This is a genomic window from Streptomyces griseocarneus (assembly GCF_014655595.1).
Lineage (GTDB): Bacteria > Actinomycetota > Actinomycetes > Streptomycetales > Streptomycetaceae > Streptomyces > Streptomyces griseocarneus.
The window spans coordinates 146,707-170,433 of sequence record NZ_BNBL01000006.1; the positions used below are offsets into that span (position 1 = coordinate 146,707).

Annotated in this window: 23 protein-coding genes, 1 pseudogene and 1 riboswitch; of the genes and pseudogenes, 11 read left to right on the forward strand and 13 right to left on the reverse strand. The window is 72.0% G+C overall.

Going from position 1 to position 23,727, the window contains the following annotated elements:
* Nucleotides 1-5: 5 nt before the first annotated feature.
* Both IE295_RS17270 and IE295_RS17275 read left to right on the forward strand, forming a co-directional pair.
* Nucleotides 6-713 (forward strand): tRNA-dependent cyclodipeptide synthase, encoded by a 708-nt coding sequence (locus IE295_RS17270; protein ID WP_190064545.1) that lies wholly within the window; start codon nt 6-8, stop codon nt 711-713.
* A 71-nt stretch (nt 714-784) separates the two neighbouring features.
* Nucleotides 785-2,350, forward strand: a complete 1,566-nt coding sequence (locus IE295_RS17275; protein WP_190064546.1) for an MFS transporter — start codon at nt 785-787, stop codon at nt 2,348-2,350.
* A gap of 109 nt (nt 2,351-2,459) precedes the next feature.
* Here IE295_RS17275 and IE295_RS17280 read toward each other — a convergent pair whose 3' ends face one another.
* Nucleotides 2,460-3,035: a TerD family protein gene (locus IE295_RS17280; RefSeq protein ID WP_190064547.1), complete on the reverse strand. Its 576-nt coding sequence runs from the start codon at nt 3,033-3,035 to the stop codon at nt 2,460-2,462.
* A 199-nt stretch (nt 3,036-3,234) separates the two neighbouring features.
* Between IE295_RS17280 and arfB the strand changes: the two genes are divergently transcribed.
* A complete protein-coding gene (arfB, locus tag IE295_RS17285; protein WP_190064548.1) occupies nt 3,235-3,663 on the forward strand; it encodes an alternative ribosome rescue aminoacyl-tRNA hydrolase ArfB in 429 nt (142 codons plus the stop codon).
* Nucleotides 3,664-3,737: 74 nt separating this feature from the next.
* Here the strand turns inward: arfB and IE295_RS17290 are convergent, their stop codons facing one another.
* From IE295_RS17290 to IE295_RS17310, 5 genes and pseudogenes are all read right to left on the reverse strand, one after another.
* Nucleotides 3,738-4,670, reverse strand: a complete 933-nt coding sequence (locus IE295_RS17290) for an oxidoreductase (RefSeq protein ID WP_190064549.1) — start codon at nt 4,668-4,670, stop codon at nt 3,738-3,740.
* Nucleotides 4,667-5,272, reverse strand: a complete 606-nt coding sequence (locus tag IE295_RS17295; RefSeq protein WP_190064550.1) for a TetR/AcrR family transcriptional regulator — start codon at nt 5,270-5,272, stop codon at nt 4,667-4,669. The genes IE295_RS17290 and IE295_RS17295 overlap by 4 nt, the downstream gene beginning before the upstream one ends.
* On the reverse strand, nt 5,269-5,724 hold the full coding sequence (locus IE295_RS17300; protein WP_190064551.1) for an ester cyclase: 456 nt from the start codon (nt 5,722-5,724) through the stop codon (nt 5,269-5,271). Before IE295_RS17300 ends, IE295_RS17295 begins: the two co-directional genes overlap by 4 nt.
* 389 nt (nt 5,725-6,113) lie before the next feature.
* Nucleotides 6,114-6,206: pseudogene (locus tag IE295_RS17305) on the reverse strand (IS5/IS1182 family transposase); the annotation flags it as partial.
* Between the two features lie 192 nt (nt 6,207-6,398).
* Nucleotides 6,399-6,950 (reverse strand): flavin reductase family protein, encoded by a 552-nt coding sequence (locus IE295_RS17310; protein WP_224323086.1) that lies wholly within the window; start codon nt 6,948-6,950, stop codon nt 6,399-6,401.
* A gap of 530 nt (nt 6,951-7,480) precedes the next feature.
* Between IE295_RS17310 and cdgB the strand changes: the two genes are divergently transcribed.
* Entirely contained in the window at nt 7,481-9,250 is a 1,770-nt protein-coding gene (cdgB, locus tag IE295_RS17315; protein ID WP_190064553.1) for a diguanylate cyclase CdgB, read from the forward strand.
* A 179-nt stretch (nt 9,251-9,429) separates the two neighbouring features.
* Nucleotides 9,430-10,404 carry a carbohydrate-binding protein gene (locus IE295_RS17320; RefSeq protein ID WP_190064554.1) on the forward strand — a complete coding sequence of 325 codons (975 nt, stop codon included), beginning with the start codon at nt 9,430-9,432 and terminating at the stop codon, nt 10,402-10,404.
* Here the strand turns inward: IE295_RS17320 and IE295_RS17325 are convergent.
* From IE295_RS17325 to IE295_RS17345, 5 genes are all read right to left on the reverse strand, one after another.
* Nucleotides 10,391-11,233 (reverse strand): class II fructose-bisphosphate aldolase, encoded by an 843-nt coding sequence (locus tag IE295_RS17325; RefSeq protein WP_190064555.1) that lies wholly within the window; start codon nt 11,231-11,233, stop codon nt 10,391-10,393. The genes IE295_RS17320 and IE295_RS17325 overlap by 14 nt on opposite strands.
* A gap of 147 nt (nt 11,234-11,380) precedes the next feature.
* Complete coding sequence (locus tag IE295_RS17330; protein ID WP_190064556.1) at nt 11,381-12,298, reverse strand: 1-phosphofructokinase family hexose kinase; 918 nt, start codon at nt 12,296-12,298, stop codon at nt 11,381-11,383.
* 119 nt (nt 12,299-12,417) lie between these two features.
* Nucleotides 12,418-13,572, reverse strand: a complete 1,155-nt coding sequence (gene nagA / locus IE295_RS17335; protein ID WP_190064557.1) for an N-acetylglucosamine-6-phosphate deacetylase — start codon at nt 13,570-13,572, stop codon at nt 12,418-12,420.
* Nucleotides 13,572-14,519, reverse strand: coding sequence for an ROK family protein (locus tag IE295_RS17340; RefSeq protein ID WP_190064558.1), 948 nt, complete (start codon nt 14,517-14,519; stop codon nt 13,572-13,574). The genes nagA and IE295_RS17340 overlap by 1 nt, the downstream gene beginning before the upstream one ends.
* Nucleotides 14,520-14,601: 82 nt before the next feature.
* Nucleotides 14,602-15,636: an SIS domain-containing protein gene (locus tag IE295_RS17345; RefSeq protein ID WP_224323087.1), complete on the reverse strand. Its 1,035-nt coding sequence runs from the start codon at nt 15,634-15,636 to the stop codon at nt 14,602-14,604.
* 195 nt (nt 15,637-15,831) lie between these two features.
* Between IE295_RS17345 and IE295_RS17350 the strand changes: the two genes are divergently transcribed.
* From IE295_RS17350 to otsB, 3 genes are all read left to right on the forward strand, one after another.
* Nucleotides 15,832-17,118 carry an extracellular solute-binding protein gene (locus tag IE295_RS17350; protein WP_443732310.1) on the forward strand — a complete coding sequence of 429 codons (1,287 nt, stop codon included), beginning with the start codon at nt 15,832-15,834 and terminating at the stop codon, nt 17,116-17,118.
* 184 nt (nt 17,119-17,302) lie between these two features.
* A complete protein-coding gene (locus IE295_RS17355) occupies nt 17,303-17,521 on the forward strand; it encodes a DUF3263 domain-containing protein (RefSeq protein WP_190064808.1) in 219 nt (72 codons plus the stop codon).
* A 76-nt stretch (nt 17,522-17,597) separates the two neighbouring features.
* Nucleotides 17,598-18,437 carry a trehalose-phosphatase gene (otsB, locus tag IE295_RS17360; RefSeq protein ID WP_190064560.1) on the forward strand — a complete coding sequence of 280 codons (840 nt, stop codon included), beginning with the start codon at nt 17,598-17,600 and terminating at the stop codon, nt 18,435-18,437.
* A 45-nt stretch (nt 18,438-18,482) separates the two neighbouring features.
* Here the strand turns inward: otsB and IE295_RS17365 are convergent, their stop codons facing one another.
* Together IE295_RS17365 and IE295_RS17370 are read right to left on the reverse strand one after the other, a co-directional pair.
* Entirely contained in the window at nt 18,483-19,994 is a 1,512-nt protein-coding gene (locus tag IE295_RS17365; RefSeq protein WP_190064561.1) for an alpha,alpha-trehalose-phosphate synthase (UDP-forming), read from the reverse strand.
* A 41-nt stretch (nt 19,995-20,035) separates the two neighbouring features.
* On the reverse strand, nt 20,036-20,983 hold the full coding sequence (locus IE295_RS17370; protein WP_190064562.1) for a glucosyl-3-phosphoglycerate synthase: 948 nt from the start codon (nt 20,981-20,983) through the stop codon (nt 20,036-20,038).
* Between the two features lie 186 nt (nt 20,984-21,169).
* A riboswitch (SAM riboswitch) is annotated at nt 21,170-21,312 on the forward strand.
* A gap of 17 nt (nt 21,313-21,329) precedes the next feature.
* Between IE295_RS17370 and thrC the strand changes: the two genes are divergently transcribed.
* The 3 genes from thrC to IE295_RS17385 all read left to right on the forward strand — a co-directional run bounded on the left by thrC (nt 21,330) and on the right by IE295_RS17385 (nt 23,637).
* The gene (gene thrC, locus IE295_RS17375; protein WP_190064563.1) at nt 21,330-22,616 is read left to right on the forward strand and encodes a threonine synthase; all 1,287 of its coding nucleotides are present in this window, start codon (nt 21,330-21,332) and stop codon (nt 22,614-22,616) included.
* Nucleotides 22,617-22,699: 83 nt separating this feature from the next.
* Nucleotides 22,700-22,975: a MoaD/ThiS family protein gene (locus tag IE295_RS17380; RefSeq protein WP_190064564.1), complete on the forward strand. Its 276-nt coding sequence runs from the start codon at nt 22,700-22,702 to the stop codon at nt 22,973-22,975.
* A gap of 458 nt (nt 22,976-23,433) precedes the next feature.
* Entirely contained in the window at nt 23,434-23,637 is a 204-nt protein-coding gene (locus tag IE295_RS17385) for a cold-shock protein (RefSeq protein WP_004929928.1), read from the forward strand.
* Nucleotides 23,638-23,727: the final 90 nt, after the last annotated feature.

The following is a 23,727-nucleotide window of genomic DNA, read 5'->3' on the forward strand; positions in this document are numbered from 1 at the left end:
GCCTGATGAACGACTACATCATCGACGGCCGGACCAAAGCGAATTTCGGTCAGGAGGCCAAGAAGCTGACACTGGCCGGAACCCGCGCCATTCTGCTGGTGAGCGTCGGTCAGCGCTATCACGAGGGCGACAAGCTGCGGGCGACCGTGGAACTCGTCAACCGCAGCGGATTCCAGCAGCTGACCATCGCCGTCGCCGACACCCTGCAGCGCACCAACTACCTCCACCTCTCTCCCGAGGACGCCTACGAAAGGGCACTGCGGGAGGGTGACGAGTGGCTGGAACGCAACGACAAGGTTCTCGGCCGGCTGTCCGTGAGCAATGAGGTGCTGCGCTGGGACCAGGCGCTGGAGGATCCCGAGTACGGGGAGTTCCGGCAGCGCGTGGAGCGCGCCTATGCCGAGGATCCGGGCTATCGGGCGGCGGTCGAAGCGACGATCGGCAAGTTCATCGACCGGCTCACCGCCCGCGACCCGGAGGCCGATACCGAACTCGCCTTCAGGAACTGCTTGTCCTATCTGATCGAGGAATGTCCCATCATCATGCCGATGTGGGCACACCAGGGGTACGACTACGTCATATATCCGCAGCCCATGACCGCCGCAATGGCTGAAACTCAGCGACTGTTCGTCGCCGGGGAATACCCCGGGAAGGGCGGGTGGCTGTCCCTGAGGTTCAAGAAGCGGGCAGCCGTGCCCGAAGCCGCGGCATAAACACGGCACACAGCGGGCAGAGCACTTCGCCTCGCTTCGTAACGCCGCTATACGTGTAGAGGACACGAACTGTGACGACATCAACCGACCGTAAATGGTGGGCATTCGCGGGGGTCGGCCTGATCAGCTTCCTTGGCTGTATCGACCTGACCATCGTCAACACCGCCGCCCCCCAGATCCAGTCGGATCTGGGCGCCTCCGTGACCGACCTGCAGCTCATCGTCAACATGTTCATCGTCGCCCTGTCGATGTTCATGGTGACCATGGGACGCCTGGCCGACGCGTACGGGCGGCGTCGTGTCCTCTACGCGGGGACGGTCGTCTTCGGCCTGGCCTCGCTGGGGGCCGGGTTCGCGGACAGCACGGGCTGGCTCATCGCCTTCCGCTTCCTCCAGGGCGCGGCCGGGGCCATCCTGTACACCTCCACCGGCGCCATCGTGCAGAACGCCTTCCCCGAGTCCCAGCGCGGCCGGGCGATCGGGGCCCTGTACGGCGTCAACGGCGTCGGCCTGGCCATCGGGCCCCTGCTCGGCGGCGTCATCGTCTCCGCCCTGGGCTGGCACTGGGTGTTCTGGGTGAACGTGCCCCTGGTCGCGGTGGCGCTGGCGCTGTGCTCGTTCAGCGTCCGCGAGTCCCGCAACGAGGACGCCGGGCCCGGCGTGGACTGGCCGGGCCTCGTCCTGATCAGCCTCGGCATTCCGGCCGTGGTGCTCGCCTTCACCCTCGGCGGCTCGTGGGGCTGGTCGAGCGGCCGCACGCTGGGCCTGCTGGCCTTCGCGCTGGTCGTCCTGATCGCCTTCTACGCGGTCGAGCGCCGCGCCGCCGACCCCATCATCAGCTTCCGGCTGTTCAAGCACCGCGCGTTCCTCACGGCCATCGTCTCCGACTTCGCGCTGGCCTGCTTCTACACCACCGTGCTCTTCCTGATGCCGCTCTACCTGCACGAGGTGCACGGCTACGGCGGATACGCGACCGGGGCGCTGCTGCTGCCCTGCACCGCCGTGATGGCCGTGCTGTCCCCGTTCGTGGGCCGGCTCACCGACCGCTTCGGCCCGCGCCGGCTCCTGGCCGTGGGCTTCGCGGCCTTCACGGTCTCGGCGCTGCTGCTCACGCGCCTGGACGGCGGCACGTCGCTGACGTACGTCGCCCTCGCGCTGGTGGCGATGGGGCTCGGCTGGGCCTGCATCCTGGGCCCGGCCACGGTGTCCGCGCTGTCGTCCGTGCCCGAACGCCAGGCCGGGCTCGCCATGGGGTCCTCGTGGACGTTCCACAACCTCGGCGGGGCCATCGGCCTCGCGGTGGGCATCGTCCTCTACCGCGCCCAGGCGGAGGACAGCCTGACCTCGGCGCTGTCCCGGCTGGACGCGCCCGCCGGGAGCTGGACGCACGACGTGGTGGCCGACCCGGAGCGGGCGGCGGAGCTGCTGCGGGAACACACGTCGCTGAGCGCCGGACAGGCCGGCGAGGTCTTCGACCGGATGTTCTCGGACGGCACCCAGGCCGCGATGTGGATGGTGGCCGGAACCTCGCTGGCCGCGCTCGTGGTCGTCGGCCTGCTGGGGCTCGCCGGCCGGCGAGCCGCGGCCGCGGCGACGTCCGGCGCCCCGGAGGCCGCGGTGACGACGGAGACCGTCTGACGACCGCACGAACCGCTTGATACGACGCGTGGGGGCCGCCGGAATCCCGGCGGCCCCCACGTCCGTACCGCGCTACCGCTGACTATGCGTACGTAGTCGCTCGGACGTCTCAGACGTTGACGCCGAAGTCCTGGGCGATGCCCGCGAGACCCGAGGCGTAGCCCTGGCCGACCGCGCGGAACTTCCACTCCGAGCCGTGGCGGTAGAGCTCGCCGAAGACCATGGCGGTCTCGGTGGCGGCGTCCTCGCTCAGGTCGTAGCGGGCGATCTCGGCGCCGCCGGCCTGGTTGATGATGCGGATGTAGGCGTTGCGGACCTGGCCGAAGTTCTGCGAGCGCGTGGTGGCGTCGTAGATGGAGACCGGGAAGACGATCTTCTCGATGTCGCCGGGCAGCGCGGCCAGGTTGACGTTGATCTGCTCGTCGTCGCCCTCGCCGGCACCCGTGACGTTGTCACCGGTGTGGACGATGGACTGGTCCGGGGTGGACTTGTTGTTGAAGAAGACGAAGTGCGAGTCGGAGTAGACCCGGCCGCCGCCGTTGACCGCGATGGCGCTGGCGTCGAGGTCGAAGTCCGTACCCGTGGTGGTGCGCACGTCCCAGCCGAGGCCGACCGTGACGGCCGTCAGGCCCGGGGCCTCCTTGGTGAGGGAGACGTTGCCGCCCTTGGACAGGCTTACAGCCATGGGATGTGTCCCTTTCCGTCGGTTCGCGAACCCGCTCGCGGCTCGCGCACTCGAAGTTACAGTCACCCCGGATAACGCGGATCGGGGGAGGGAGGGTTCCAGCTCCCTTTACTTTCTTTGCTCATTCCTGACGCGGGCCGGGCACATCGCCCCGAAAATCGAGGTGACGGGGCCGCCCGGGGCGCGGGATCATGGGGGCATGTCCGGTCCCCACGTCATCCGCGGCTCCGTCTCGCTTCCCGAGGCCGAGCTCATCTGGCGTTTTTCGCGTTCCTCGGGGCCGGGCGGGCAGCACGTGAACACGAGCGACAGCCAGGTCGAGCTGCGCTTCGACCTCGCCGCGACGGAATCCCTTCCACCGGTGTGGAAGGAGCGGGCGCTCGAGCGCCTCGCCGGCCGGCTCGTCGGCGGTGTGGTGACCGTACGGGCCTCCGAGCACCGCTCGCAGTGGCGCAACCGCGAGACCGCGGCCGTACGCCTGGCGGCGCTGCTCGCGGAGGCGACGGCGCCCCCTCCGAAGCCGCGGCGGCCCACCAGGATCCCGCGCGGCATCAACGAACGACGGCTCCGGGAAAAGAAGGCCCGCGGCGAGACGAAGCGCGGCCGCACGGGACGCGACTGGGGCTAGGCCGTTTCTTCCGGATCATCTTGCGGACCAGATGAAGATGCCTGCGAGATGGCGGCGTGGTGCGGGCCGGTCGGTCAGTTGGTGAAGTCGTAACGGACTCCTGTGAGCTGCTCCGACAGGTCCCACAGGCGGCGGGCGGCCTCAGGATCCGTGGCGGACTCGGCCGGCTGTACGAGGGTCGGGTGGCCCTTCGCCTCGTTGCGTCCGTCGGGGCCGATGAACTGCCCGCCCCTGGCGTGCGGGGAAGCGGCCGCGTAGAGCTGGTTGAGCGCGCCCGTCTCGACGTCCTGGGCGACGAGTCGGTTGGTGACCTTGAGGATGGCCTTGAGCAGCCCGGTCGGTCCGGAGGACTGGAGGTTCGTGGCCGAGTAGCCGGGGTGGGCCAGGACGCTGCGGACCGGGACGGCGCTCGTACGCAGTCGCCGGTCCAGTTCGAGGCCGAACAGCACGTTGGCGTACTTGGACTGGGCGTAGAACCCGCGCGGTGAGTAGGACCCTTCGCCGTCGAGGTCGTCGTAGTGGATGGCTCCGTTCTTGTGGAGGGTCGAGGTGACCGTCACCACGCGTGGGTCGCTTCCGGTCCGCAGCCGCTCCAGCAGCAGGCCGGTCAGGGCGAAGTGCCCCAGGTGGTTGGTGCCGAACTGGGACTCGAACCCCTGCTTGGTGAGGGTGCGCGGCGGCATCATGATCCCCGCGTTGTTGACGAGCACGTCCACGGGTGTGTCGAGGGCGTCGGCGAACGCGTGGACCGACTCCAGGTCGGCCAGGTCCAGGGCACGCAGCTCCACGGTGGGTTCGGTGAGTTCGCCGCGGAGCCTGTCCAGCGCGGCTCTGCCTTTGTCCGCGTTTCGTGCGGTGAGGATGACGTGGGCGCCGTGGCGGGCGAGTTCTCGCGCGGTGACGTAGCCCAGGCCGCTGTTGGCACCGGTCACGATGACGGTGCGGCCGGTCTGGTCCGGGATGTCGTCCGCCGTCCAGCGGGCGGGGACGGCGAGAGCGGTGGTCATCGGGCGTCTCCTTCTGGTTGCTGCGGGGCGCGGAGCAGGTCGTCGACGCTTGCCGCCAGCAGCCGGTGCAGGTGGGCGCGGTCCACGGGGAGTTTGCGGATGGCGTGCAGGGCGGCGAGGCCGTGCGCGGTGGCCCAGATGCGGGCGATGCGGTCGTCGTAGGGGTCGGCGATCCCGAGGGCGTCCGCGATCACGGCGCCGACCGCGTCGCCTTCGGTGACGGTGTCGGCGGCGGGCACGTGGACGCCGCCGAGGCCGTACATCACCTGGTAGAGGTCCGGCTCGTCGAGCGCGAAGTCCAGGTAGGCGCCCGCTGCGGCCTGGACCGTCGTACCGGCCGACCGCATGAGGGCGGCGAGCCTGGTGAAGCCGTCCTTGACGAAGGCCAGCAGGATGTCGTCGCGGCCCTTGAAATAGCGGTAGGCGTAGTTGGCGGAGTAGCCGATCCGGTCGGCCAGGCGGCGCATGCTCACCGCATCCCAGCCCTCGGCGCGGGCCAGCTCACGGGCGGCTTGCAGGATCTCGGTCCGCGTTTCGGCACGTTCCCGCTCCCGGCGCTGCCGGGACTTGGAGGGCTCGGGCTCCTGCCCGGGGGGCGTCATGACGCATCGCCCTCTTCCCGGCTCGGCGCGCCGGCGGGGGCGCCGGGCATGTTCATCGGTGCGAGCAGGCCCAGCTGGGTGAAGAACTCGATGGTGTTGAGCTCGTCCCAGTGCTCGACCGCCATGCCGTCCTGTACGCGCCAGATGTCCAGCGACCGCATCTCCACCGGGCGACCGGTGGGCTCCTCGCCGAGCAGCGACCCGAGGTGGGTGGCACGGTAGGTGAACCTGCCGACCACACGGTCTCCGTCGACCAGGACGTCCTCAAGGGTCACACGGGTGTCGGGGAAAGCGGCGAACCAGCGGCCCCAGAAGGCCCGGTTGGCCTCCCGGCCGTCCTCGACGTACGGGTTGTGGTTGACGTAGTCCTCGGCCACGAAGCCGTCCACGGCATCGGGGTCGTGGCCGTTCATCAATGCGGCGAACGCGTGCGCGACGGTCTGCTGAGACATCGGATCCTCCGGTCGTCGATGTGGTTACACCGTACACGGTGTGTACGGTGTAACCAATAGTCGATGCGATGCCGTCTTGAGCCCTCGATATGGCGGGGTCGTTGGTCGGGCTGGGGGCTGATCGGCGAGGAGGAAGCCTTGGGGCGGGACGCGAAGCGCGTGAAGCAGGCCCGGAGGGACAAGCGGAAGCGCGCGGCCGGCGACAGCGCCGGGGTGCCGCCGTTCCCGGAAGCGGAGATCGAGTGAATCCGGCATGTCTGGAACCGGGCGACCGCGGCCGTAGCCCGGCAGTGGCGACGCCGGCGGCCCTGTCGCCGGGCACACCAGAAGCGGTGCCGGATCCAGCCGGGCAGCGCACCCGCGTCCGCGGGCGGCGGGCGACCGCTGTGGCCGCGCCATTGCTTGAGGCGGTTGATGCAGCGTTCGACGGTGTTGCGCTGCTTGTAGGCATCGCGGTCGAAGGCGGATGGGTCCACGGCCCCGGATCGTCGATGTGACGGGAGGGGGTCGGGGGCGCAGGAGGGTGTTCCGGAATGCTGCCGGATATTTGTGGGCCCAATGTGAGGGCGATCAATGCGCGAGACGGTGCCGGGCCCGTAAATATCCGATTCCGGAACACCCTCCGGAGCCCCCGGCCCCCGCACCAGACGCAACGACGTCAGCCCACGGGCCGGTCACCCCAACTGCCGGTACCGTCCCCGGAAGTACGTCAGCGGCCCACTCTCCGTGCTCGGCGTGTCCGCCCGCAGCACCCGGCCGATGACCAGCGTGTGATCCCCGGCCGCCACCCGCTGCTCGGTCCGGCACTCCAGCACCGCCAGCGCGCCCCGCACGAGCGGCGCGTCCGTCTCCTTGCCGCGCTCGTAGGGGATGTCCTCGAAGAGGAGCCGGTCGCTGATGCGGCCCTTCATGGCGAAGCGGCCCGCGATGTGGCGCTGGCTCTCGGTGAGCACGGAGACGCCCCAGAGCGGCTGGCGCTCGAGGAGGTCGTCCATGCGGGAGCCGTTGCGGACGCTCACCATCACCAGGGGCGGGTCCAGCGAGACGGACAGGAACGCGGTGGCCGTCATGCCGACGTCCTCGCCGCGCGGACCGTCCTCGGGGTCGTGCGCCGTCACCAGCACGACGCCCGCGGCAAGGCGGGCGAGGGCGGCACGGAATTCGTCGGCGGTCACCCCTTCAGGATGAGCTATGCCGGTCTCTGTGGGCGAAGTCGTCTGCAACACGTTCAGCACGCTAGCCGCACCAGGGCGCGGGCCGCATCGGGCTGGGGGACCAGACGGGTCCTAGGTCGCAGGGCACGGTACGGCGGTGACCCGGGGGAGCGGCCGTTACCTGCGGAAATGATCGGCAAGCCGGAGCGGGCGCCCGCGAGGGCGCCGGGAAGCGGCACGGAAGCGGCACGGATCGACGCGGATGCGGTGCGGATATGGCGCGGATGCGATGCGGATACGGCGCGGATACGGTGTGCCAGCGGCCTGAAAGCGTCGGCAAAGCGCTTTCGAAGTGCTGCGAATGGATCAGGAAATTGCCACGGAAGTGACATCCGTGGGCTGCCGAATTTGCGTTCAGGAAGCATAGAGCTGCAGTCGAACGCCAGTAGCGGGACATCATCACATCATGTGACATGAGTCACAGAGGGCGGTAATTGTTGACCCTGTGTACCGAGTGGTCAGCTCGCTGTGATTCAGTGGCCCGGTAAACGGACGAACAAGAAGCCTGGAGTTGCTGTCGAGGTCTCGGGGGAGAGCGAGCTATGGAGACCGAGTCGGAGCCGTACGTCCGCCTGGCGACCTTGCGACAGGTGCACCGGGCGATCGCGGAGCTGAACACCGCGCGCAGCCTCGCGGACACCCTGCAGACCGTCGCCGACGGCATCGTCACCGGGCTCGGCTACGAGCTCTCGGCCGTGAATCTCGTGCGCCCGGACGGCGATCTCGTCGTGGCCGCGGTGGCGGGAAGCGCCAGCGCCGAGGCCCTGATGGCGGGCCGGGTGGGCTCCCGCGTCTCCTGGGAGCGGCGCCTGGCGATGGGCGAGCACTGGGGCGATCTGCGGTTCATTCCGTACACCGAGGGCTGGGTCCTCGACGACGACGACGTGCCTCAGTGGCACACCGGCGGCACCGCCCCGCGCTTCGCCCACGAGTGGCACCCGATGGACCGCCTGTTCGCCCCGATGTACACGACCGGGCCGTCCGGCGGCGAGCTGCTCGGTGTGATCTCCGTCGACAAACCGACCAGCGGCCGCAGACCCGGCGCCTGGGGCCGCGAGGCCCTCCAGATGTACGCATCGCAGGCCGCGATTGCGATCAGCAACGCTCGCCTGCGCGCAAACATGCAGCGCGCCCTGGTCCGGCTGGAGCGCGAGCAGCAGGCGCTGCGCGCAAGTGAGGAAAGCTTCCGCCAGGCCTTCGAGTACGCGCCCAGCGGCATGGCCATCGCCGAACTCGGCGGTGATCAGCACGGCCGGCTGCACCGCACCAACGACGCCCTGTGCCGGCTGCTCGGCCGCTCGGCGTCCCAGATGCGCCGCTACGCCTTCTCCGACCTCGTCCACCCCGAGGACGTCGGCACCCTCCTGCGCACCTCGGCCGAGGGCGGCCGCGCCGAGCTGCGCCTGGCCCGACGCGACGGCACGTTCGTCTGGGTCTCGCTGCGCAACTCCGTCGTCGCCGACGCCGCCGACGGGCCGCGCTTCCTGCTGACCCACGTCGAGGACATCGAGGAGCGCAAGCGGCACGAGCTGCAGCTCGCCCACCGCGCCAGCCACGACTCCCTGACCGGCCTGCCCAACAGTGCCGAGCTGCGCTCGCGCCTCAGCAGCCGGCTGTGCGCCCGCCCGCCCGGCAGCGAGGCGCACGCCAGTGCGGCCGTCGGTCCGTACGGCCACCTGGACGCCTTCGCCGAGGTCGAGAGCACCGCGAGCGTCGCGGCGTACGCCGGGCACGCCCACGGCCGCGTCGGCGAGCCGGTCCTGCATGGGCACGGCTTCGGCTCCGACGCCGGGCCGGACTACGTCCCGGACGACTTCGGCGGCCTGTCCGGCGGCCTGTCCGGCGCGATGACGGCGGGGGCGTACGACCACCACGAGCACACCATCGCCCCCGACGAGGGGGGCGACGACGGCACCAAGGGGCTGGCCGTGCTCTTCTGCGACCTCGACGGCTTCAAGTCGATCAACGACCGGTTCGGGCACCACACCGGGGACGCCGTCCTGATCGAGGTGGCCCAGCGGCTGAGCAACGGCGTCCGCGACGGCGACACGGTGGCCCGCCTCGGCGGCGACGAGTTCGTCGTGCTGGCCGACGGCCTGGGCCAGGCCGACGCCGAGGACCTCGCGGCCCGGCTGCGCAACGCGATCATCCCGCCCATAAGGGTCGACGGGCGGGCGGTCCGGGTGGGGGCGAGTTTCGGAATCGGCTGGGCGGGCTGCGGAATGTCCGCCGACGAGGTGCTGCACTCCGCCGACCAGCGGATGTACATCGAGAAACGGTCGCGCGCGAAGGCGGGCAGACGCGCCGGGTGAGTGATGGTTTGCACCTCTTCGTGAGGTCTGGACCACGGCGTGATCCCGTCGGCTCGGGGTAGGCTGCGCCGATGCGGCACCGCCGCCGACCGTGGTCGCCGCCCCGGCCTCGAAAACCACGGTTTCGGCGCACAGGAGCGTGGGCGCCGATGGGCACACCATGTGGGGAGTGACAGGGGATGACGGCCGGTAACAACGGCACCGGGACGCCGGAGAACGACGACCCGTTCGGCTACCTGTACCGCTCGGAAGGCGGCGACGGGGCCACCGAGGGTGGCCAGCAGCAGGCCGCCGCCCGCCAGCCGGGTGTCCCGCGCACGTCGTACAACCAGGTACGCCCGGTGGGCTCCCGCCAGTACGGTCAGCAGCCCGCCGCGCAGCGCGCCCAGCAGTCGCACCCCCACTACTCCGCCCCCGAGACCCTCCCGGGCGGCGCACCCGCCGCCCCCGGGACCCCCGCCCCGGGCGCCGGCGCGGGCCGCGGCGCCCACGGCGGCGGCACGGGCGACCGGCCCAAGCGGCGCGGCCTGCTCATAGCGGCGATAGCCGTCGTCGTGGTCGTCGCCGGCGGCATCGGCGTGGCGGTCATGACCAACAGCTCGGACGACAAGGGCACCCAGAGCGCCGGGGGCGACAGCGGCAAGGTCGTCACGGAGGACTCGGGCAAGCCCGACGACACCGAGAAGAAGAAGGAGAAGGAGAAGAAGGGCGACCAGCCCAAGAATCCTTCCGCCAACGGCATGAAGAAGCGCGACGCGGCCAGCCTGCGGCTGAGCGGTGGCGCCACCACGGAGAAGATCGTGAAGGGTGCGGAGGCCGATGACGGCCTCTACATCACCGGCATGAACCAGGTGGGTGCCGCGGTCGAGTGGACCGTCGACGTCGACGCGACCGGCCAGTACCGGCTGAACGTGCGGTACGGCGTGCCCGGCAAGGACGCCAACCTCACCATCGGCGCCAATGGCAAGGGCGACACCCGTGCCATACGGATGGAGAACTTCGGCGGTACGAAGGAGGGCGACTGGGAGGCCGGGTGGAAGAACACCTGGGCCAACGTCAACCTCAACAAGGGCACCAACACCATCAAGCTCTCCTGCGAGCCGGGCAACAAGTGCGAGGTTCACCTCGACCAGGTGTGGATCAGCAAGGGCTGACCACCCGCAGAAACCTCGCCACCACCTCCGCCATCGCCTCCCGCGCAGGGACCAGGTACCTGCGCGGGTCGACCGTGGCGGGGTGGGCGGCCAGGTAGGCCCGTACCGCCGTCGTGTACGCGGTGTTCAGGGCCGTGCCGACGTTGATCTTCGTCATGCCGGCCGTCACCGCGCGGCGGAGCTCGGCGTCCGGGACGCCTGAGGAGCCGTGGAGGACGAGGGGTACGCCGGCCGCCGTGCGGAGGGCGGTGATCAGGGTGTGGTCGAGGGTGGCCGTGCGCTCGGTCATCGCGTGGGTGCTGCCGACCGCCACGGCCAGGGCGTCCACGCCGGTGTCGGCGACGTAGGCCGCCGCCTCGGCGGGGTCGGTGCGGACGCCCGGGGTGTGGGCGTCGCCCGTCTTGCCGCCGATGCGGCCCAGTTCCGCCTCGACCCAGATGCCGCGTTCGTGGCCCCAACGGACCGCGGCCGCCGTCGCCTTGACGTTGTCTCCGTAGGGGAGCTTCGACGCGTCGAACATCACCGAGGTGAAGTCGTGCGCTGATGCGGCGTGCAGCAGGCCGGGGCTCTCGACGTGGTCGAGGTGGAGGGCGAGGCGGGCGCTCGAGGCGCGGGCCACGGCGGCCGTGGCGGCGGCGAGGGGGGCGAGGTCGCCGCCGTGGAAGCGGACGGCGTTCTCTGAGATCTGCAGGACGGCCGGGGTGCCCGCGGCTTCCGCGCCCGCGGCGATTGCCTCGGCGTGTTCGAGGGTGATGACGTTGAAGGCGGCTACGGCTTCGCCGGCGGCCCGGGCGGCGGTCATGAGGTCTGCGGTGCGGGTGAGTGGCATGAGGGTTCTTTCCCCCACCCCGCCCCTTCTCGTAACCGGGGGCAGGCCCCCGGACCTCGGGGTGGTGCGGGTTCGTGGTCCCGGCTGACCGGTTGTGCCCACCCGTTCCGCCCTGCGGAACGATTGCCCACAACTGGGCCGGCTCCCTTACAGCTGATCCACCCTCACCTGCCCCAGCAGCTTCTCGTACACCGCCGCGTCGTACTCGCCCGCCGCCGGAGCCGCCACCGTCGCCGCCGACAAGGCAACTGCCCGGGCGAGGCGTTCGGGCCAGGCAAGGCCTTCGACCCAGCCCGACAGCAGGCCCGCCACCGCCGAGTCGCCCGCCCCCGTCGGGTTGCCCGGCAAGGGCTTCGGCGGGGTGGCGTGCCAGGCGCCGTCGGGGGTGAGGGCCAGCATGCCGTCGGGGCCCAGGGAGGCGGCCACCGCGTGGGCGCCCCGGCGGCGGGCCGCGACGGCGGCGCGCAGGGGGTCGGTGGCGCCGGTCAGGGCGGCGAGTTCGGCGGCGTTGGGCTTGACGACGTCCGGGCGGGCGGCGATGCCGCGGCGCAGCGGCTCGCCGCTGGTGTCCAGCAGCACCGGCACGCGCCGGGCGCGGGCGGCGCGTACGAGGTGGGCGTACGCCCCCACCGGCACGCCCGGCGGCAGGCTGCCGCACAGGGCCACGGCCCGGGCGTCGCGCAGGAGATGGGCGTAGCGGTCGTCGAAGGCGGCCCACTCGGCGGGGGTGACGTCGGGGCCGATCTCGTTGAGCTGGGTGGCGTCGCCGGCCGGCTCGTCGTCGACGACGGCGACCGTGCGGCGGGTGGGGCCGGTGATGCGGACGAACTCGTCGGTGACGGAGGTTTCCGCCAGCAGTGCGCGGACGGTGTCTCCGGTCGCGCCGCCGGCGAAGCCGGTGGCCACGGTCTCGTGGCCCAGTGAGGCCAGGACGCGCGCGACGTTCAGGCCCTTGCCGCCGGGGCGTTCGACGGCCGGTGGGACGCGGTGCTCGGCGTGCGGGCGCAGGCGCGGAAGACGGTAGGTCAGATCGAGCGCGGCGTTGAGCGTGACCGTGAGGATCATCGGCGCCTCTCTTCTCGACCGGGGTGACGACATGACGAACCGCGCCAGCGATCATGCCAAAACAGCGGCGGCAGGCCCAGACCTCCGGACCCGCCGCCGTACCCCAAATCGAGGGACAATCACCGCACTTCGGGACTGACCAGCCATTCGCCCCGGCGCATGACGCCCACCAGGTCGTACGAAGCGTCGAGGACGACCAGGTCCGCGTCCTTGCCCGGCTCCAGCGAGCCGATGCGGTCGGACAGCCCCAGCAGCCGCGCGGGGGTGGTGGACAGCGCCCGCACCGCGTCCTCGAGCGGCAGCTTGTCGACGGTGACCGCGCGCTTGAAGGCCGTGTCCAGGGTGAGGGTCGAGCCGGCGATCGAGCCGGCCGTCGGGCCGTCGGCGATGCGGGCCACGCCGTTCTTGACCTCCACGCCCATGGGGCCGAGGAAGTACATGCCGTCGTTCATCCCCGCCGCGCCCATCGCGTCGGTGATGAACGCGACCCGGTCGGCACCCGCCCGCGCGAACGCCAGCTCGAGGACGGAGGGGTGCAGGTGCGTGCCGTCGTTGATGAGCTCGACGGTGACGCGCTCGTCCTCCAGCAGCGCCGCGATCGGGCCCGGGGCGCGGTGCTGCAGCGCCGGCATGGCGTTGAAGAGGTGGGTGGCGACGGTCGCGCCCGCGTCGATGGCCTCCAGCGTCGCCTCGTAGGTGGAGTCGGTGTGGCCGACGGCGGCGATCACGCCGTGCTCGGCGAGCATGCGGACGGACTCCAGGCCGCCGGGCAGCTCCGGGGCGAGCGTCATCATGCGGGCCGCGCCGCGCGCCGCGTCGACGAGCTTGCGCACGTCCGCCGGGTCCGGGTCGCGCAGCAGCTCCGGCTGGTGCGCGCCGCAGCGGTGCGGGGAGATGAACGGGCCCTCGAAGTGGATGCCCGCGAGGTCGCCCTGCTCGGTCAGTTCGGAGAGGACCGCCGCCTGCCGGGCGAGGTCGTCCAGGTCGCCGGTGACGGTGGAGGCGATCATCGTCGTGGTGCCGTGCGCGCGGTGCGTACGGATCGCGGTGAGCGCCTCCTCGGCCGTACCGGCGGAGAAGGACGCCCCGCCGCCGCCGTGCACGTGGGTGTCGACGAAGCCGGGGACGATCGTGTGGCCCGTCAGGTCCAGCGTGGGGGACTCCGTCGGTGCTTCGTGCGCGATGCGCCCGCCCTCGATCGTGACGCGGCCCCCTTCCGCCACCCCGGTCGGCAGCACCACGCGGGCGCCGGCGAGAACCGTTCGTTCGACCATCAGGCGGATACCTCCGTTGTTTCCGTGGCGAGAAGGTCCCAGGCGAGCAGGCCCGCGCCCAGGCAGCCGGCGGTGTCCCCGAGGGCCGCCGGGACGATGTGGGGGAGCTTGCGGAAGCCGATGCGTTCCGCGACCGCCGCGCGCAGCGGTGCGAACAGCGTCTCGCCGGCCTCGGCGAGCCCGCCGCCGATGATCAGCGTGCGCGGGTCCAGCAGGCTGACGGCGATGACCAGGCCGTCGGCGAGGGCGTCGATCGCGTGCTGCCAGACCGCGCGGGCGCGCGGGTCGCCGGCGGCGACCGCCTCGGCGCAGCCGGCGGCGTCGGCGCCGGCGTCGCCGCTCGCGGCCGCCCAGGCGCGGGAGACGGCGGAGGCGGAGGCGAGCGTCTCCAGGCAGCCGCGGCCGCCGCAGCCGCACTCGGCGCCCTCGGGGCCGGGGCGTACGACGATGTGGCCGATCTCGCCCGCGTAGCCGTGGGCGCCTTCCTCGATGCGGCCGTCGATGCCGATGGCGCCCGCGATGCCGGTGCCCAGCGGGACGAACAGGAAGCGGTCGGCGCCCTTGCCGGCGCCGACGCGGCCCTCGGCCACGCCGCCGGTGCGCACGTCGTGGCCCAGCGTCACGGGTATGCCGCCGAGGCGGGCGGCGAGGAGGTCCCGCAGGGGCAGGTCGCGCCAGCCGAGGTTGGCGGAGTAGACCGCCGTGCCGGCGGCGGTGTCCACGATGCCGGGGACGGCCGCGCCGGCGGCGGAGGCGGCGGTGCCGAACCGCTCCCGGCCGAGCTCCTGGAGCTCGGCCGCGAAGTCGAGGATGCCGGCCACGACGGCGTCGGGGCCCCGGTCACGGCCGGTCGGGCGCCGCGCCTCGTGCAGGAGCGCGCCGTCGGCGCCGACCAGGGCGGCCTTGATTCCGGTGCCGCCCACATCGAGGGCGATGACGTGTTTCACCCAGGTAGTTTCGCCCGACGGGGTGCGAAAGGTCTAGTCCACTCGCCGGTGGGTGGCGTGCCGGGATCCGGCGGGAGGGCGGCTAGGGGGTGAGGATCACGCTGCGGGTCAGGTTCCGGGGGGCGTCAGGGTTCAGCCCCCGGGCCCGTGCCACCGCCACCGCCAGCCGCTGGACGCGGACCAGCGACGCCATCGGGTCCTCGGCGCCCCCGGCCCGCTCGGCGCCGTCGGGGCTCGCCGCGCCCCCGCCGACCAGCGTGCCGCCCGCCTTCGCGACGTCGTCCGCCAGCCCCTCGGGCAGCGGGCCCAGCGCCCAGGTCACCCGCCCCGGGCCCGCGATCGCCAGCGGTCCGTGCCGGTACTCCATCGCCGGGTACGCCTCCGTCCAGGCACCCGCCGCCTCGCGCATCTTCAGGGCCGCCTCCCGGGCCAGCCCGTACGCCCAGCCGCCGCCCAGGAACGTCCACTGCTCGGCGGACAGCGCGGCGGCGGGCAGTGGCTCCTTCAGCGCCCGCTCGGCGTCGGCCGCGGCCTCGGCCACCGTCCGCACCCCGGCCGGCAGCCGGCCGTGCGCCTCCAGGCCCGCGCGCAGGAAGGCCAGCGCGGTGGTCGCGAAGCGGGTCTGCACGACGGACTCCTCGTCCGCCCAGTCCAGCAGCGCCACCTCGTCCGCCGCCCGCACCACGGGCGTCGCGGGGTCGGCGGTCAGGGCCAGCACCTCCCACCGCTCGCGCACCTCCCCGATCAGGTCGAGCACCTCGGTCGTGGTCCCGGAGCGGGTGATCACCACCAGCCGGTCGTAGGTGCGCGAGACGGGGAACTCCGACGCGGCGAACGCGTCGGTCTCGCCCTGCCCGGCCGCCTCGCGCAGCGCCGCGTACGCCTGGGCCATGAACCACGACGTGCCGCAGCCGGCCACCGCCACCCGCTCGCCCGGCCTCGGCAGCCCGGCCGCGCCCACGGCGGCCTCGGCGGCGCGGCGCCAGCTGCCGGGCTGGGTGGCCAGCTCCCGGGCGGTCAGGGTGCCGGAGGCCGGGGTGCCGGGGGCCTGATCGGAAGAGCCGGAAGAGGAGGGAGAGGCGGCGGAAGGGGTGGCCGAGGAAGGGGACGGCTTCATGCGCTGGTGCTCCTCGTGGGTGCGGTCGTGCGGCGAAAGCGGTCGCCCCGTGCATAGCAGTCGCCTGTGACCTGGGGGAAGAGCCCTACGGCGATACCGAAGCGCAACCCGGGAGAAGTAGACCGTAAGGTGGCGCGCGGGAGAGACTCACGGTCTCCACTGACGAACACACGAACCACAAGGTGGGTAGCAGTAGTGCAGCGGCGGCGGTTCTTGGGCATGACGGCGGCGGGTGCCGCCACGACGGCGTTGGCACCGGTGCTGACTGGGTGCGGGACCGACACTCCCGGTGGTGACACGAGGCTGAAGTTCGTGGCCGCCGACTACGGCGACAAGGAAGCCAACAGCTCCAAGAAGTACTGGGAGAGCCTGGCCCGTGAGTTCGAGAAGCAGCACGGCAAGATCAAGATAGACGTCGAGGTCTACAGCTGGACCGAGGTCGACAAGCGGGTCGCCGACATGGTGGCCAAGGGCAAGGCCCCCGACATCGCGCAGATCGGCGCGTACGCCGACTTCGCCGCGGCCGGCAAGCTCTACAGCGCCGAGCAGATGCTCTCCATCCCCACCCAGGCCGACATCATCGCCTCCCTCGCCAAGGCCGGCGAGGTGCACCGGGTGCAGTACGGCCTTCCGTTCGTCTCCAGCACCCGCCTGCTCTTCTTCAACAAGAAGCTGTTCGCCAAGGCCGGCATCGCCAAGGCGCCCGAGAGCTGGGACGAGCTCCAGGCCGCCGCGAAGAAGCTCAAGGCCCTCGGCGTGAAGATACCTTTCGGCCTGCCGCTGGGCCCCGAGGAGGCGCCCGCCGAGACGATGATGTGGATGCTGAGCGCGGGCGGTGGCTACACCGACCAGAACGGCTCCTACCTGATCGACTCGCCGGAGAACGTCAAGGCCTTCACCTGGCTGCGCGACGAGCTGGTCGGCCAGGGCCTCACCGGCCCCGGCGACCCCGGCCGCACCAACCGGCAGGACGTCTTCGACGCCTTCTGCAAGGGCGAGGTCGGCATGCTCAACGGCCACCCCACCCTGATGCAGCAGGCCAAGGCCGGTCGCATCGAGTTCGACATGGCGCCGCTGCCGGGCGTCAAGGGCCCCTCGAAGTCCACCATGGGCGTCGCCGACTGGATGATGGCGTTCAAGAAGAACGGCCACCGCGACGAGATCGGCACCTTCCTCGACTTCGTGTTCAGCAAGGACAACGTGCTGTCGTTCACCACGCAGTACAAGCTGCTGCCGGTGACCACCAGCGCCGCCGAGGCCATGCAGGAGAGCCGCGCCAACAGCGATCTCTGGCAGTTCCTGAAGCAGCTGCAGGTCGCCGAGTTCTACCCGGCCAGCAAGACCTCCTGGGCCTCGGTCAGCAAGACGGTCAAGGAGAAGATCGGCGCGACCGTGAAGAAGGGCGGCGACCCCGCCGCCGTTCTCGGCGAGATCCAGCGCGAGGCGAACGCCACCGAGCTCGCGGACCGCACGGACCGCTAGGTTGGCCGGTATGGACGCCGGTGTGAACGAGGACGGGCGCGAGGACGGGCGCGAGGACGCGGACGGGCTCGAGCGCGAGGACGCGTACGAGCCCGAGCCCGAGTCCGAGCCCGTCGGCGAGTTTGAGCCCGGGTCCGAGTCCGTCGGCGAGGACGCGGACGGGCCCGAGCCCGAGCCCGGCGGGCTGGCCGAGGCGGACCGTGCCGTGCTCGCCCTGGAGCGGCAGTCCTGGCCCGGCCCCGGCGCCAAGGAACGCGCCGTCCGGGAACGGCTCGGCATCACCCCGACCCGCTACTACCAGCTGCTCAACGCCCTGCTCGACGACCCGCGCGCCCTCGCCCACGACCCCGTCACGGTCAACCGGCTGCGGCGGCTGCGGGACGAGCGGCGCGCTCGCCGCTGAGGGCGGGGCGAGTCCGGTCCCGCGGACGCGGACAAGTGCCCGCCCCGGCGGCGGACACACCGGTAGGGTCGGCCGTATGGGCAGCCAACCCCTCCCGGAACCCGTGACCGCCGCCGGCCGCGACGGACTGGCCGCGCTGCTCGCGCGACCCGAACGCGCGGTCGTCGCGCTCGACTTCGACGGCACCCTCGCCGCCATCGTGCCGGACCCCGAACGGGCCCGCGCCCACCCCGGCGCCGTGCCCGCCCTCGCCCGGCTCGCGCCGCGCCTGGGCTCCGTCGCCGTGATCACGGGCCGCCCGGCCGGGGTCGCGGTGCGCCTCGGCGGGTTCGCCGGGACCGCCGGGCTGGAGCACCTCGTCGTGCTCGGCCACTACGGCGCCGAGCGCTGGGACGCCGTGACGGGCACCGTGCGCGCCCCCGCCCCGCACCCGGGCGTCGCCGCCGTACAGGCCGAACTCCCCGGCGTGCTCGACGACTCGGGCGCCTGGCACGGCACGTGGATCGAGGACAAGGGCCGGGCCGTCGCCGTCCACACCCGCCGCGCGGACGACCCCGAGCGCGCCTTCGAGGCCCTGCGCGCCCCGCTCGCCGACCTCGCCGCCCGGCACGGCCTGATCGTCGAGCCCGGGCGGCTGGTCCTGGAGCTGCGCCCGCCGGGCATGGACAAGGGCGTCGCCCTCGCCGAGTACGTACGGGAATCCGGCGCCGGATCCGTGCTCTACGCCGGTGACGACCTCGGGGACCTCGCCGCCTTCGCCGCGGTGGAGAAGCTGCGCGCCGAGGGCGTGCCCGGCACGCTCGTGTGCAGCGGCAGCGCCGAGGTCACCGCGCTCGCCGAACGCGCCGACCTCGTCGTGGACGGGCCGGCGGGCGTGGTGGACCTGCTGACCGGGCTGGCGGACAAGCTCGGCTGACCGCGCCGGCCGGCCCGCGCGGGAACCAGTCGGCGCGGGCCCCGCTCACAGCGCGCGCAGCTGATCCACGAACCACCGGGCCGGCGGCAGCGCCGTCGCCGCGGTGGCCAGCCGCTTCGTGCGCTCAGCGCGCTCGGCGGGGTCCATCAGCAGGGCGGCGTTCAGCGCGCGGGCGGTGTCCGCCACGTCGTAGGGGTTGATCGTCAGGGCGTCCTCGCCGAGCTCGGCCGCGGCGCCCGCCTCGCGCGAGAGCACCAGCGCGCAGCCGTGGTCGGAGACGACGGGGACCTCCTTGGCGACCAGGTTCATGCCGTCGCGGATGGGGTTGACCAGGGCCACGTCGGCGAGGCGGTAGGCGGCGAGCGAACGGGGGAAGTCGTCCTCCATCTGCAGGGCGACCGGCGTCCAGTCCTCCGTCCCGAAGGTCGTGTTGATCTCGTGGGCGACGCGGCCGACCTCGGCCATGTACTCGCGGTAGACCGCGAGGTCCTGCCGGGAGGGGTAGGCGAAGGCGATGTGCACGACCTCGCCCTGCCAGTGGGGGTGGTCCTCCAGCAGGCGGCGGTAGGCGAGCAGGCCGCGGACGATGTTCTTCGACAGCTCGGTGCGGTCCACCCGCACGATCGTCCGGCGGCCGGGGCCGACCTGCCGCCGCAGCGTCGCCAGACGCTCCTCGACGTCCGGGCGGTGTGCCCGCTCCCGCAGGAATTCCGCGTCCGCGCCCAGTCCGTGGACGCCGAGCCGGGTCGTACGCCCCTCGAAGGTCACCGACACCGCGGCCCCGTCCTCGCGCGAGACCTCCGCGCCCGGCAGCACGCTCTCGCAGCACGCGGCGAACGCCTCCGCCCAGCGCCGGGTCAGGAACCCCGCGCGGTCGCCGCCCAGGATGCCGCGCAGGACCTGCCCGGCGACGTCGTCGGGCAGCAGGCGGTAGTAGTCCGGCGGGGCCCAGGGGGTGTGGGAGAAGTGGCCGATGCGCAGGTCGGGGCGGCGGGCGCGGAGCAGGCCGGGCACGAGGACGAGGTGGTAGTCCTGGACCAGGACGGAGGCGCCCTCCGCGGCCTCCTCGGCGATGGCGTCCGCGAAGGCGGTGTTGTACGCCTCGTACGCCGCCCACTGGGCGCGGAAGGCGCCGTCGAAGACGGGCTCCAGCGGCGTCTGCCACAGCATGTGGTGGACGAACCACAGCACGGAGTTGGCCACGCCGTTGTACGCGGCGGCGAACGTGGCGGGGTCGATGTCCAGCATCCGCACCCGGTGGCCGCCGGTGTCGGCCTCGGGCAGCCGCCGGCCCCCGAGCCGGGCCGCCTCGCGGTCGCCGTCGCCGAGCGCCGCGCACACCCACACCGCGCCGGAGTCCTGGCCTATGGCGCTCAGCCCGGAGACCAGCCCGCCGCCGCCCCGCCCCGCCATCAGCGAGCCGTCCTCGCTCCGGCGGTACGAGACGGGCCCCCGGTTGGAGGCCACGACGATCGGCGCGGCGCCCGGATCCGCGGCGCTGTCCGGTGCGCGATCGGGTGCGCGGTCTGGTGCGTGGTGCGTGTGCTCAACGACCATGACGGCAGCCTTGCCCTTCGAAGAACCGCTCAAACGTACGCTTACGCGGCATGCCGCTGTGCGTACTCCGGTATCTCGGCCATAGGGGGCCGTTCCTCGGTGTCCACCGCGTACGTACGCGGCACGAATCCCTCCGCGGTGCGCTCGAACTGGGTGAGCACCGGGCGCACCAGATGGCCGCGGGCCAGCCGGAGCTGCGCGGTGCGGTAGATCGCGGCCGCCATGCGGCCCAGGGCCCGGCCGTCCTGGTGCCGGTGCCGCCGCACGCCCACGTCCACCTGGGCGAGCGCGTCCAGGCCCACCGTGTGCAGCGCGTCCACCAACAGGCCCAGCTCGACGCCGTACCCCACCGGGAACGGCAGCCGCTCCAGCAGCTCGCGGCGGGCCGCGTACTCGCCGCCCAGCGGCTGGACGAAGCCCGCCAGCCGCGGCCAGTGCAGGTTGAGCAGCGGCCGGGCCACCAGCTCCGTCACCCGGCCGCCCTGCCCGGGCGCCTCGCCGAGCGGGCGGTCGTACATCGCCTTGACGAAGTGCACGTCCGGGTCGGTCAGCAGCGGGCCGACGATCCCCGAGACGAAGTCCGCGGAGAAGTCCTTCAGGTCCGCGTCCACGAAGCAGACGACGTCGCCGGTCGTGGCCAGCAGCGACCGCCACAGCACCTCGCCCTTGCCGGGCAGCGCGGGCAGCCGCGGCAGGATCTCGTCGCGGTGCACCACACGGGCGCCGGCCGCCGCCGCGACCTCGGCGGTGCGGTCCGTGGAACCGGAGTCCACCACCACCAGCTCGTCCACGAGCGGTACGGCGTCCGACATCAGCTCGCGGCGGATCGTCGCCACGATGGCGCCCACCGTCGCCTCCTCGTCGAGCGCCGGCAGCACGACGCTGACGGTCGTGCCCGAGCCGCGTTTCGCGGCGAGCAGCTGGTCGAGCGGACGGTCGGCGGCGGACCAGGACCGCCGGGCAAGCCAGCGCTCCACCTCTTCCAGCACGTGTACGACTCCTCAGTGTTGATCGTCAGCGGGATCGTCCGGATCGGCCGCTGTGACGTGTCTCGCGGTGCGGGACGGCCCTCCAACGCGGCCGACCCTTCCGTTACAGTCTTGAACAACGCGGACGCCCGATGCATGTCGGGGTCGTCGCGCGCACAAACGCCTGGGCCCTGCCCAGCGCCATACCGCTCATCCAGAGGGGCAGAGGGACACGGCCCGTTGAAGCCCCGGCAACCCTCCAGCCGATCTCCCGTTCACGCGGCGAGGCTCCCGGCGGGGAAGGTGCCAATTCCGTCTCGCGGTGACGTCCGCCGCGAGGAAGATGAGGAGAAAGGGCCTCGCCTCCATGGCTGTCCAAGCCGTTGAAAGTCGTACCTCCGCACCCTCCGCCTTCGGTCCCGCCGTCGCGCTCTCCTGCCGCGAGTGCGGCGAGCGCTTCGACCTCGGCCCCGCCTTCGCCTGCCTCTCCTGCTTCGGACCGCTCGAGGTCGCGTACGAGCTGCCGGCCGGCGACCCCGAGACGCTGCGCCGCCGGATCGAGGCCGGGCCGGCGAACATCTGGCGCTACGCGCCGCTGCTGCCCGTCCCCGCCGACGTGGCGGACCGGCCCAACCTCGAGCCCGGCCTCACCCGGCTCGTCAAGGCCGACAACCTCGCCGCCGAGCTGGGCGTGACGGGGGAACTGTTCGTCAAGGACGACTCAGGAAACCCCACGCACTCCTTCAAGGACCGCGTCGTGGCCATTGCCGTCGAGGCCGCCCGCGCCTTCGGCTTCACCACCCTGTCCTGCTCGTCGACCGGCAACCTCGCGGGCGCGGTCGGCGCGGCGGCGGCCCGCGCGGGGTTCCGCTCCTGCGTCTTCATCCCGCACGACCTGGAGGCCGGCAAGGTCGTCATGGCCGCCGTCTACGGCGGCGACCTCGTCGGCATCGAGGGAACGTACGACGACGTCAACCGCTTCTGCAGCGAGCTGATCGGCGACCCGCTGGGCGAGGGCTGGGGCTTCGTCAACGTCAACCTGCGCCCGTACTACGGCGAGGGCTCCAAGACGCTCGCGTACGAGATCTGCGAGCAGCTGGGCTGGCGGCTGCCGGACCAGATCGTCGTGCCGGTCGCGTCGGGGTCGCAGCTGACGAAGATCGACAAGGGGCTGAAGGAGCTCATCGCGCTGGGCCTGGTCGAGGACCGCCCGTACCGCATCTTCGGCGCCCAGGCAGAAGGCTGCTCCCCGGTCTCGCGGGCGTACAAGGACGGGCACGACGTGGTGCGCCCGGTGAAGCCCGACACGATCGCGAAGTCGCTCGCGATCGGCAATCCCGCCGACGGGCCGTACGTGCTGGACATCGCGCGGCGGACGGGCGGAGCCGTCGAGGACGTCGACGACGAGCGGATCGTGGACGCGATCAGGCTGCTGGCGCGCACGGAGGGAATCTTCGCGGAGACGGCGGGCGGCGTGACGGTGGGAGTGACGCGGAAGCTCCTGGAGAGCGGGGTGCTGGACGCTTCGCTGACCACGGTTGTGCTGAATACGGGGGACGGGCTGAAGACGCTGGACGCTGTCGCTGCCGGGCCCACCGCGACGATTCGGCCTTCGCTGGCGGCGTTCCGCGCTGCCGGGCTTGCCGCCGGCTGACGACTGCGGGCCGGTTGTGCCCACCCGGTTCCGCCTTGCGGAACGACTGCCCACAACCTTCTCTACCGATAGGTGAGACTTCCATGAGCGTTTCCGTTCGCATCCCCACCATCCTTCGCACCTACACCGGCGGGCAGGCCGAGGTCCCCGCCGAGGGGGCCACCCTCGCCGAGGTCATCGCCTCGCTCGAGCAGAACCACCCGGGCATCGCCGCGCGCGTGCTCGACGACGCCGGGAAGCTGCGCCGGTTCGTCAACGTGTACGTCAACGACGACGACGTCCGCTTCGAGGGCGGGCTGGACGCGGCCACGCCCGACGGGGCCGGCGTCTCGATCATTCCGGCCGTCGCCGGCGGCTGACCGGGCCGCCGATCGGCTCTCGAGAGGTCATAGATCAATGGCCTGAGCTTTTCTCTGCGTTCCTGTGCATATCCCCGGAATCGCCCCGCCCGTAAAACGGACGGGGCGATTCCGTCTGTTGAAGCGCGATACAGTTGTGGCGTTCCCCCTCCGGTGTCAGCACCGAACGCATATGAGAACCCGTCAAGTTGTGCGCGAAACATGTGCACGAATTGTCGGGTTGGTTGCGTTATGCCCGGTCCGACTTGCCCGAGAAGCTGTGGAAATCGGTACGAATAACCGATCGGCCGCACCTGGAATTCTCGTCCGACTGACCTGTTGCAGACGGCATCCGTGCAGATACATTCAGCCGCGGTCGACGCGTTCCGGCGCACACCTCCAACCTGTCTGGGGGTGAGGTCTGACCCGGGTCCGCGAAGTGCGGTCCTGTGCAAGGGCCAGTAATAGGGGAGTTAGGCATGGCTCAGGGCACCGTCAAGTGGTTCAACGCGGAGAAGGGGTACGGCTTCATCGCGGTCGACGGTGGTGCGGATGTTTTCGTCCACTACAGCGCGATTCAGATGGACGGCTACCGCACCCTCGAGGAGGGGCAGCGAGTCGAGTTCGAGATCTCGCAGGGCCAGAAGGGGCCGCAGGCGGACATGGTGAGGCTCAGCGCCTGATCGCGCACGCATCGACCTGCTCGATCGGCTCACGAGGGGCCCGCAACCTGAGGAGGGTGCGGGCCCCTCGCGCATGCCCGGGCGCGCGCG

Coding starts and splice junctions, on each gene's coding strand:
- otsB (WP_190064560.1), top strand. CDS start 17,598: ATGGGCAGCCAACCCCTCCCGGAACCCGTGACCGCCGCCGGCCGCGAC.
- IE295_RS17380 (WP_190064564.1), top strand. CDS start 22,700: ATGAGCGTTTCCGTTCGCATCCCCACCATCCTTCGCACCTACACCGGC.
- cdgB (WP_190064553.1), top strand. CDS start 7,481: ATGGAGACCGAGTCGGAGCCGTACGTCCGCCTGGCGACCTTGCGACAG.
- nagA (WP_190064557.1), bottom strand. CDS start 13,572: ATGGTCGAACGAACGGTTCTCGCCGGCGCCCGCGTGGTGCTGCCGACC.
- IE295_RS17385 (WP_004929928.1), top strand. CDS start 23,434: ATGGCTCAGGGCACCGTCAAGTGGTTCAACGCGGAGAAGGGGTACGGC.
- thrC (WP_190064563.1), top strand. CDS start 21,330: ATGGCTGTCCAAGCCGTTGAAAGTCGTACCTCCGCACCCTCCGCCTTC.
- IE295_RS17330 (WP_190064556.1), bottom strand. CDS start 12,298: ATGATCCTCACGGTCACGCTCAACGCCGCGCTCGATCTGACCTACCGT.
- IE295_RS17295 (WP_190064550.1), bottom strand. CDS start 5,272: ATGACGCCCCCCGGGCAGGAGCCCGAGCCCTCCAAGTCCCGGCAGCGC.
- IE295_RS17280 (WP_190064547.1), bottom strand. CDS start 3,035: ATGGCTGTAAGCCTGTCCAAGGGCGGCAACGTCTCCCTCACCAAGGAG.
- arfB (WP_190064548.1), top strand. CDS start 3,235: ATGTCCGGTCCCCACGTCATCCGCGGCTCCGTCTCGCTTCCCGAGGCC.
- IE295_RS17345 (WP_224323087.1), bottom strand. CDS start 15,636: ATGAAGCCGTCCCCTTCCTCGGCCACCCCTTCCGCCGCCTCTCCCTCC.
- IE295_RS17270 (WP_190064545.1), top strand. CDS start 6: ATGAACGACTACATCATCGACGGCCGGACCAAAGCGAATTTCGGTCAG.
- IE295_RS17325 (WP_190064555.1), bottom strand. CDS start 11,233: ATGCCACTCACCCGCACCGCAGACCTCATGACCGCCGCCCGGGCCGCC.
- IE295_RS17290 (WP_190064549.1), bottom strand. CDS start 4,670: ATGACCACCGCTCTCGCCGTCCCCGCCCGCTGGACGGCGGACGACATC.
- IE295_RS17300 (WP_190064551.1), bottom strand. CDS start 5,724: ATGTCTCAGCAGACCGTCGCGCACGCGTTCGCCGCATTGATGAACGGC.
- IE295_RS17365 (WP_190064561.1), bottom strand. CDS start 19,994: ATGGTCGTTGAGCACACGCACCACGCACCAGACCGCGCACCCGATCGC.
- IE295_RS17320 (WP_190064554.1), top strand. CDS start 9,430: ATGACGGCCGGTAACAACGGCACCGGGACGCCGGAGAACGACGACCCG.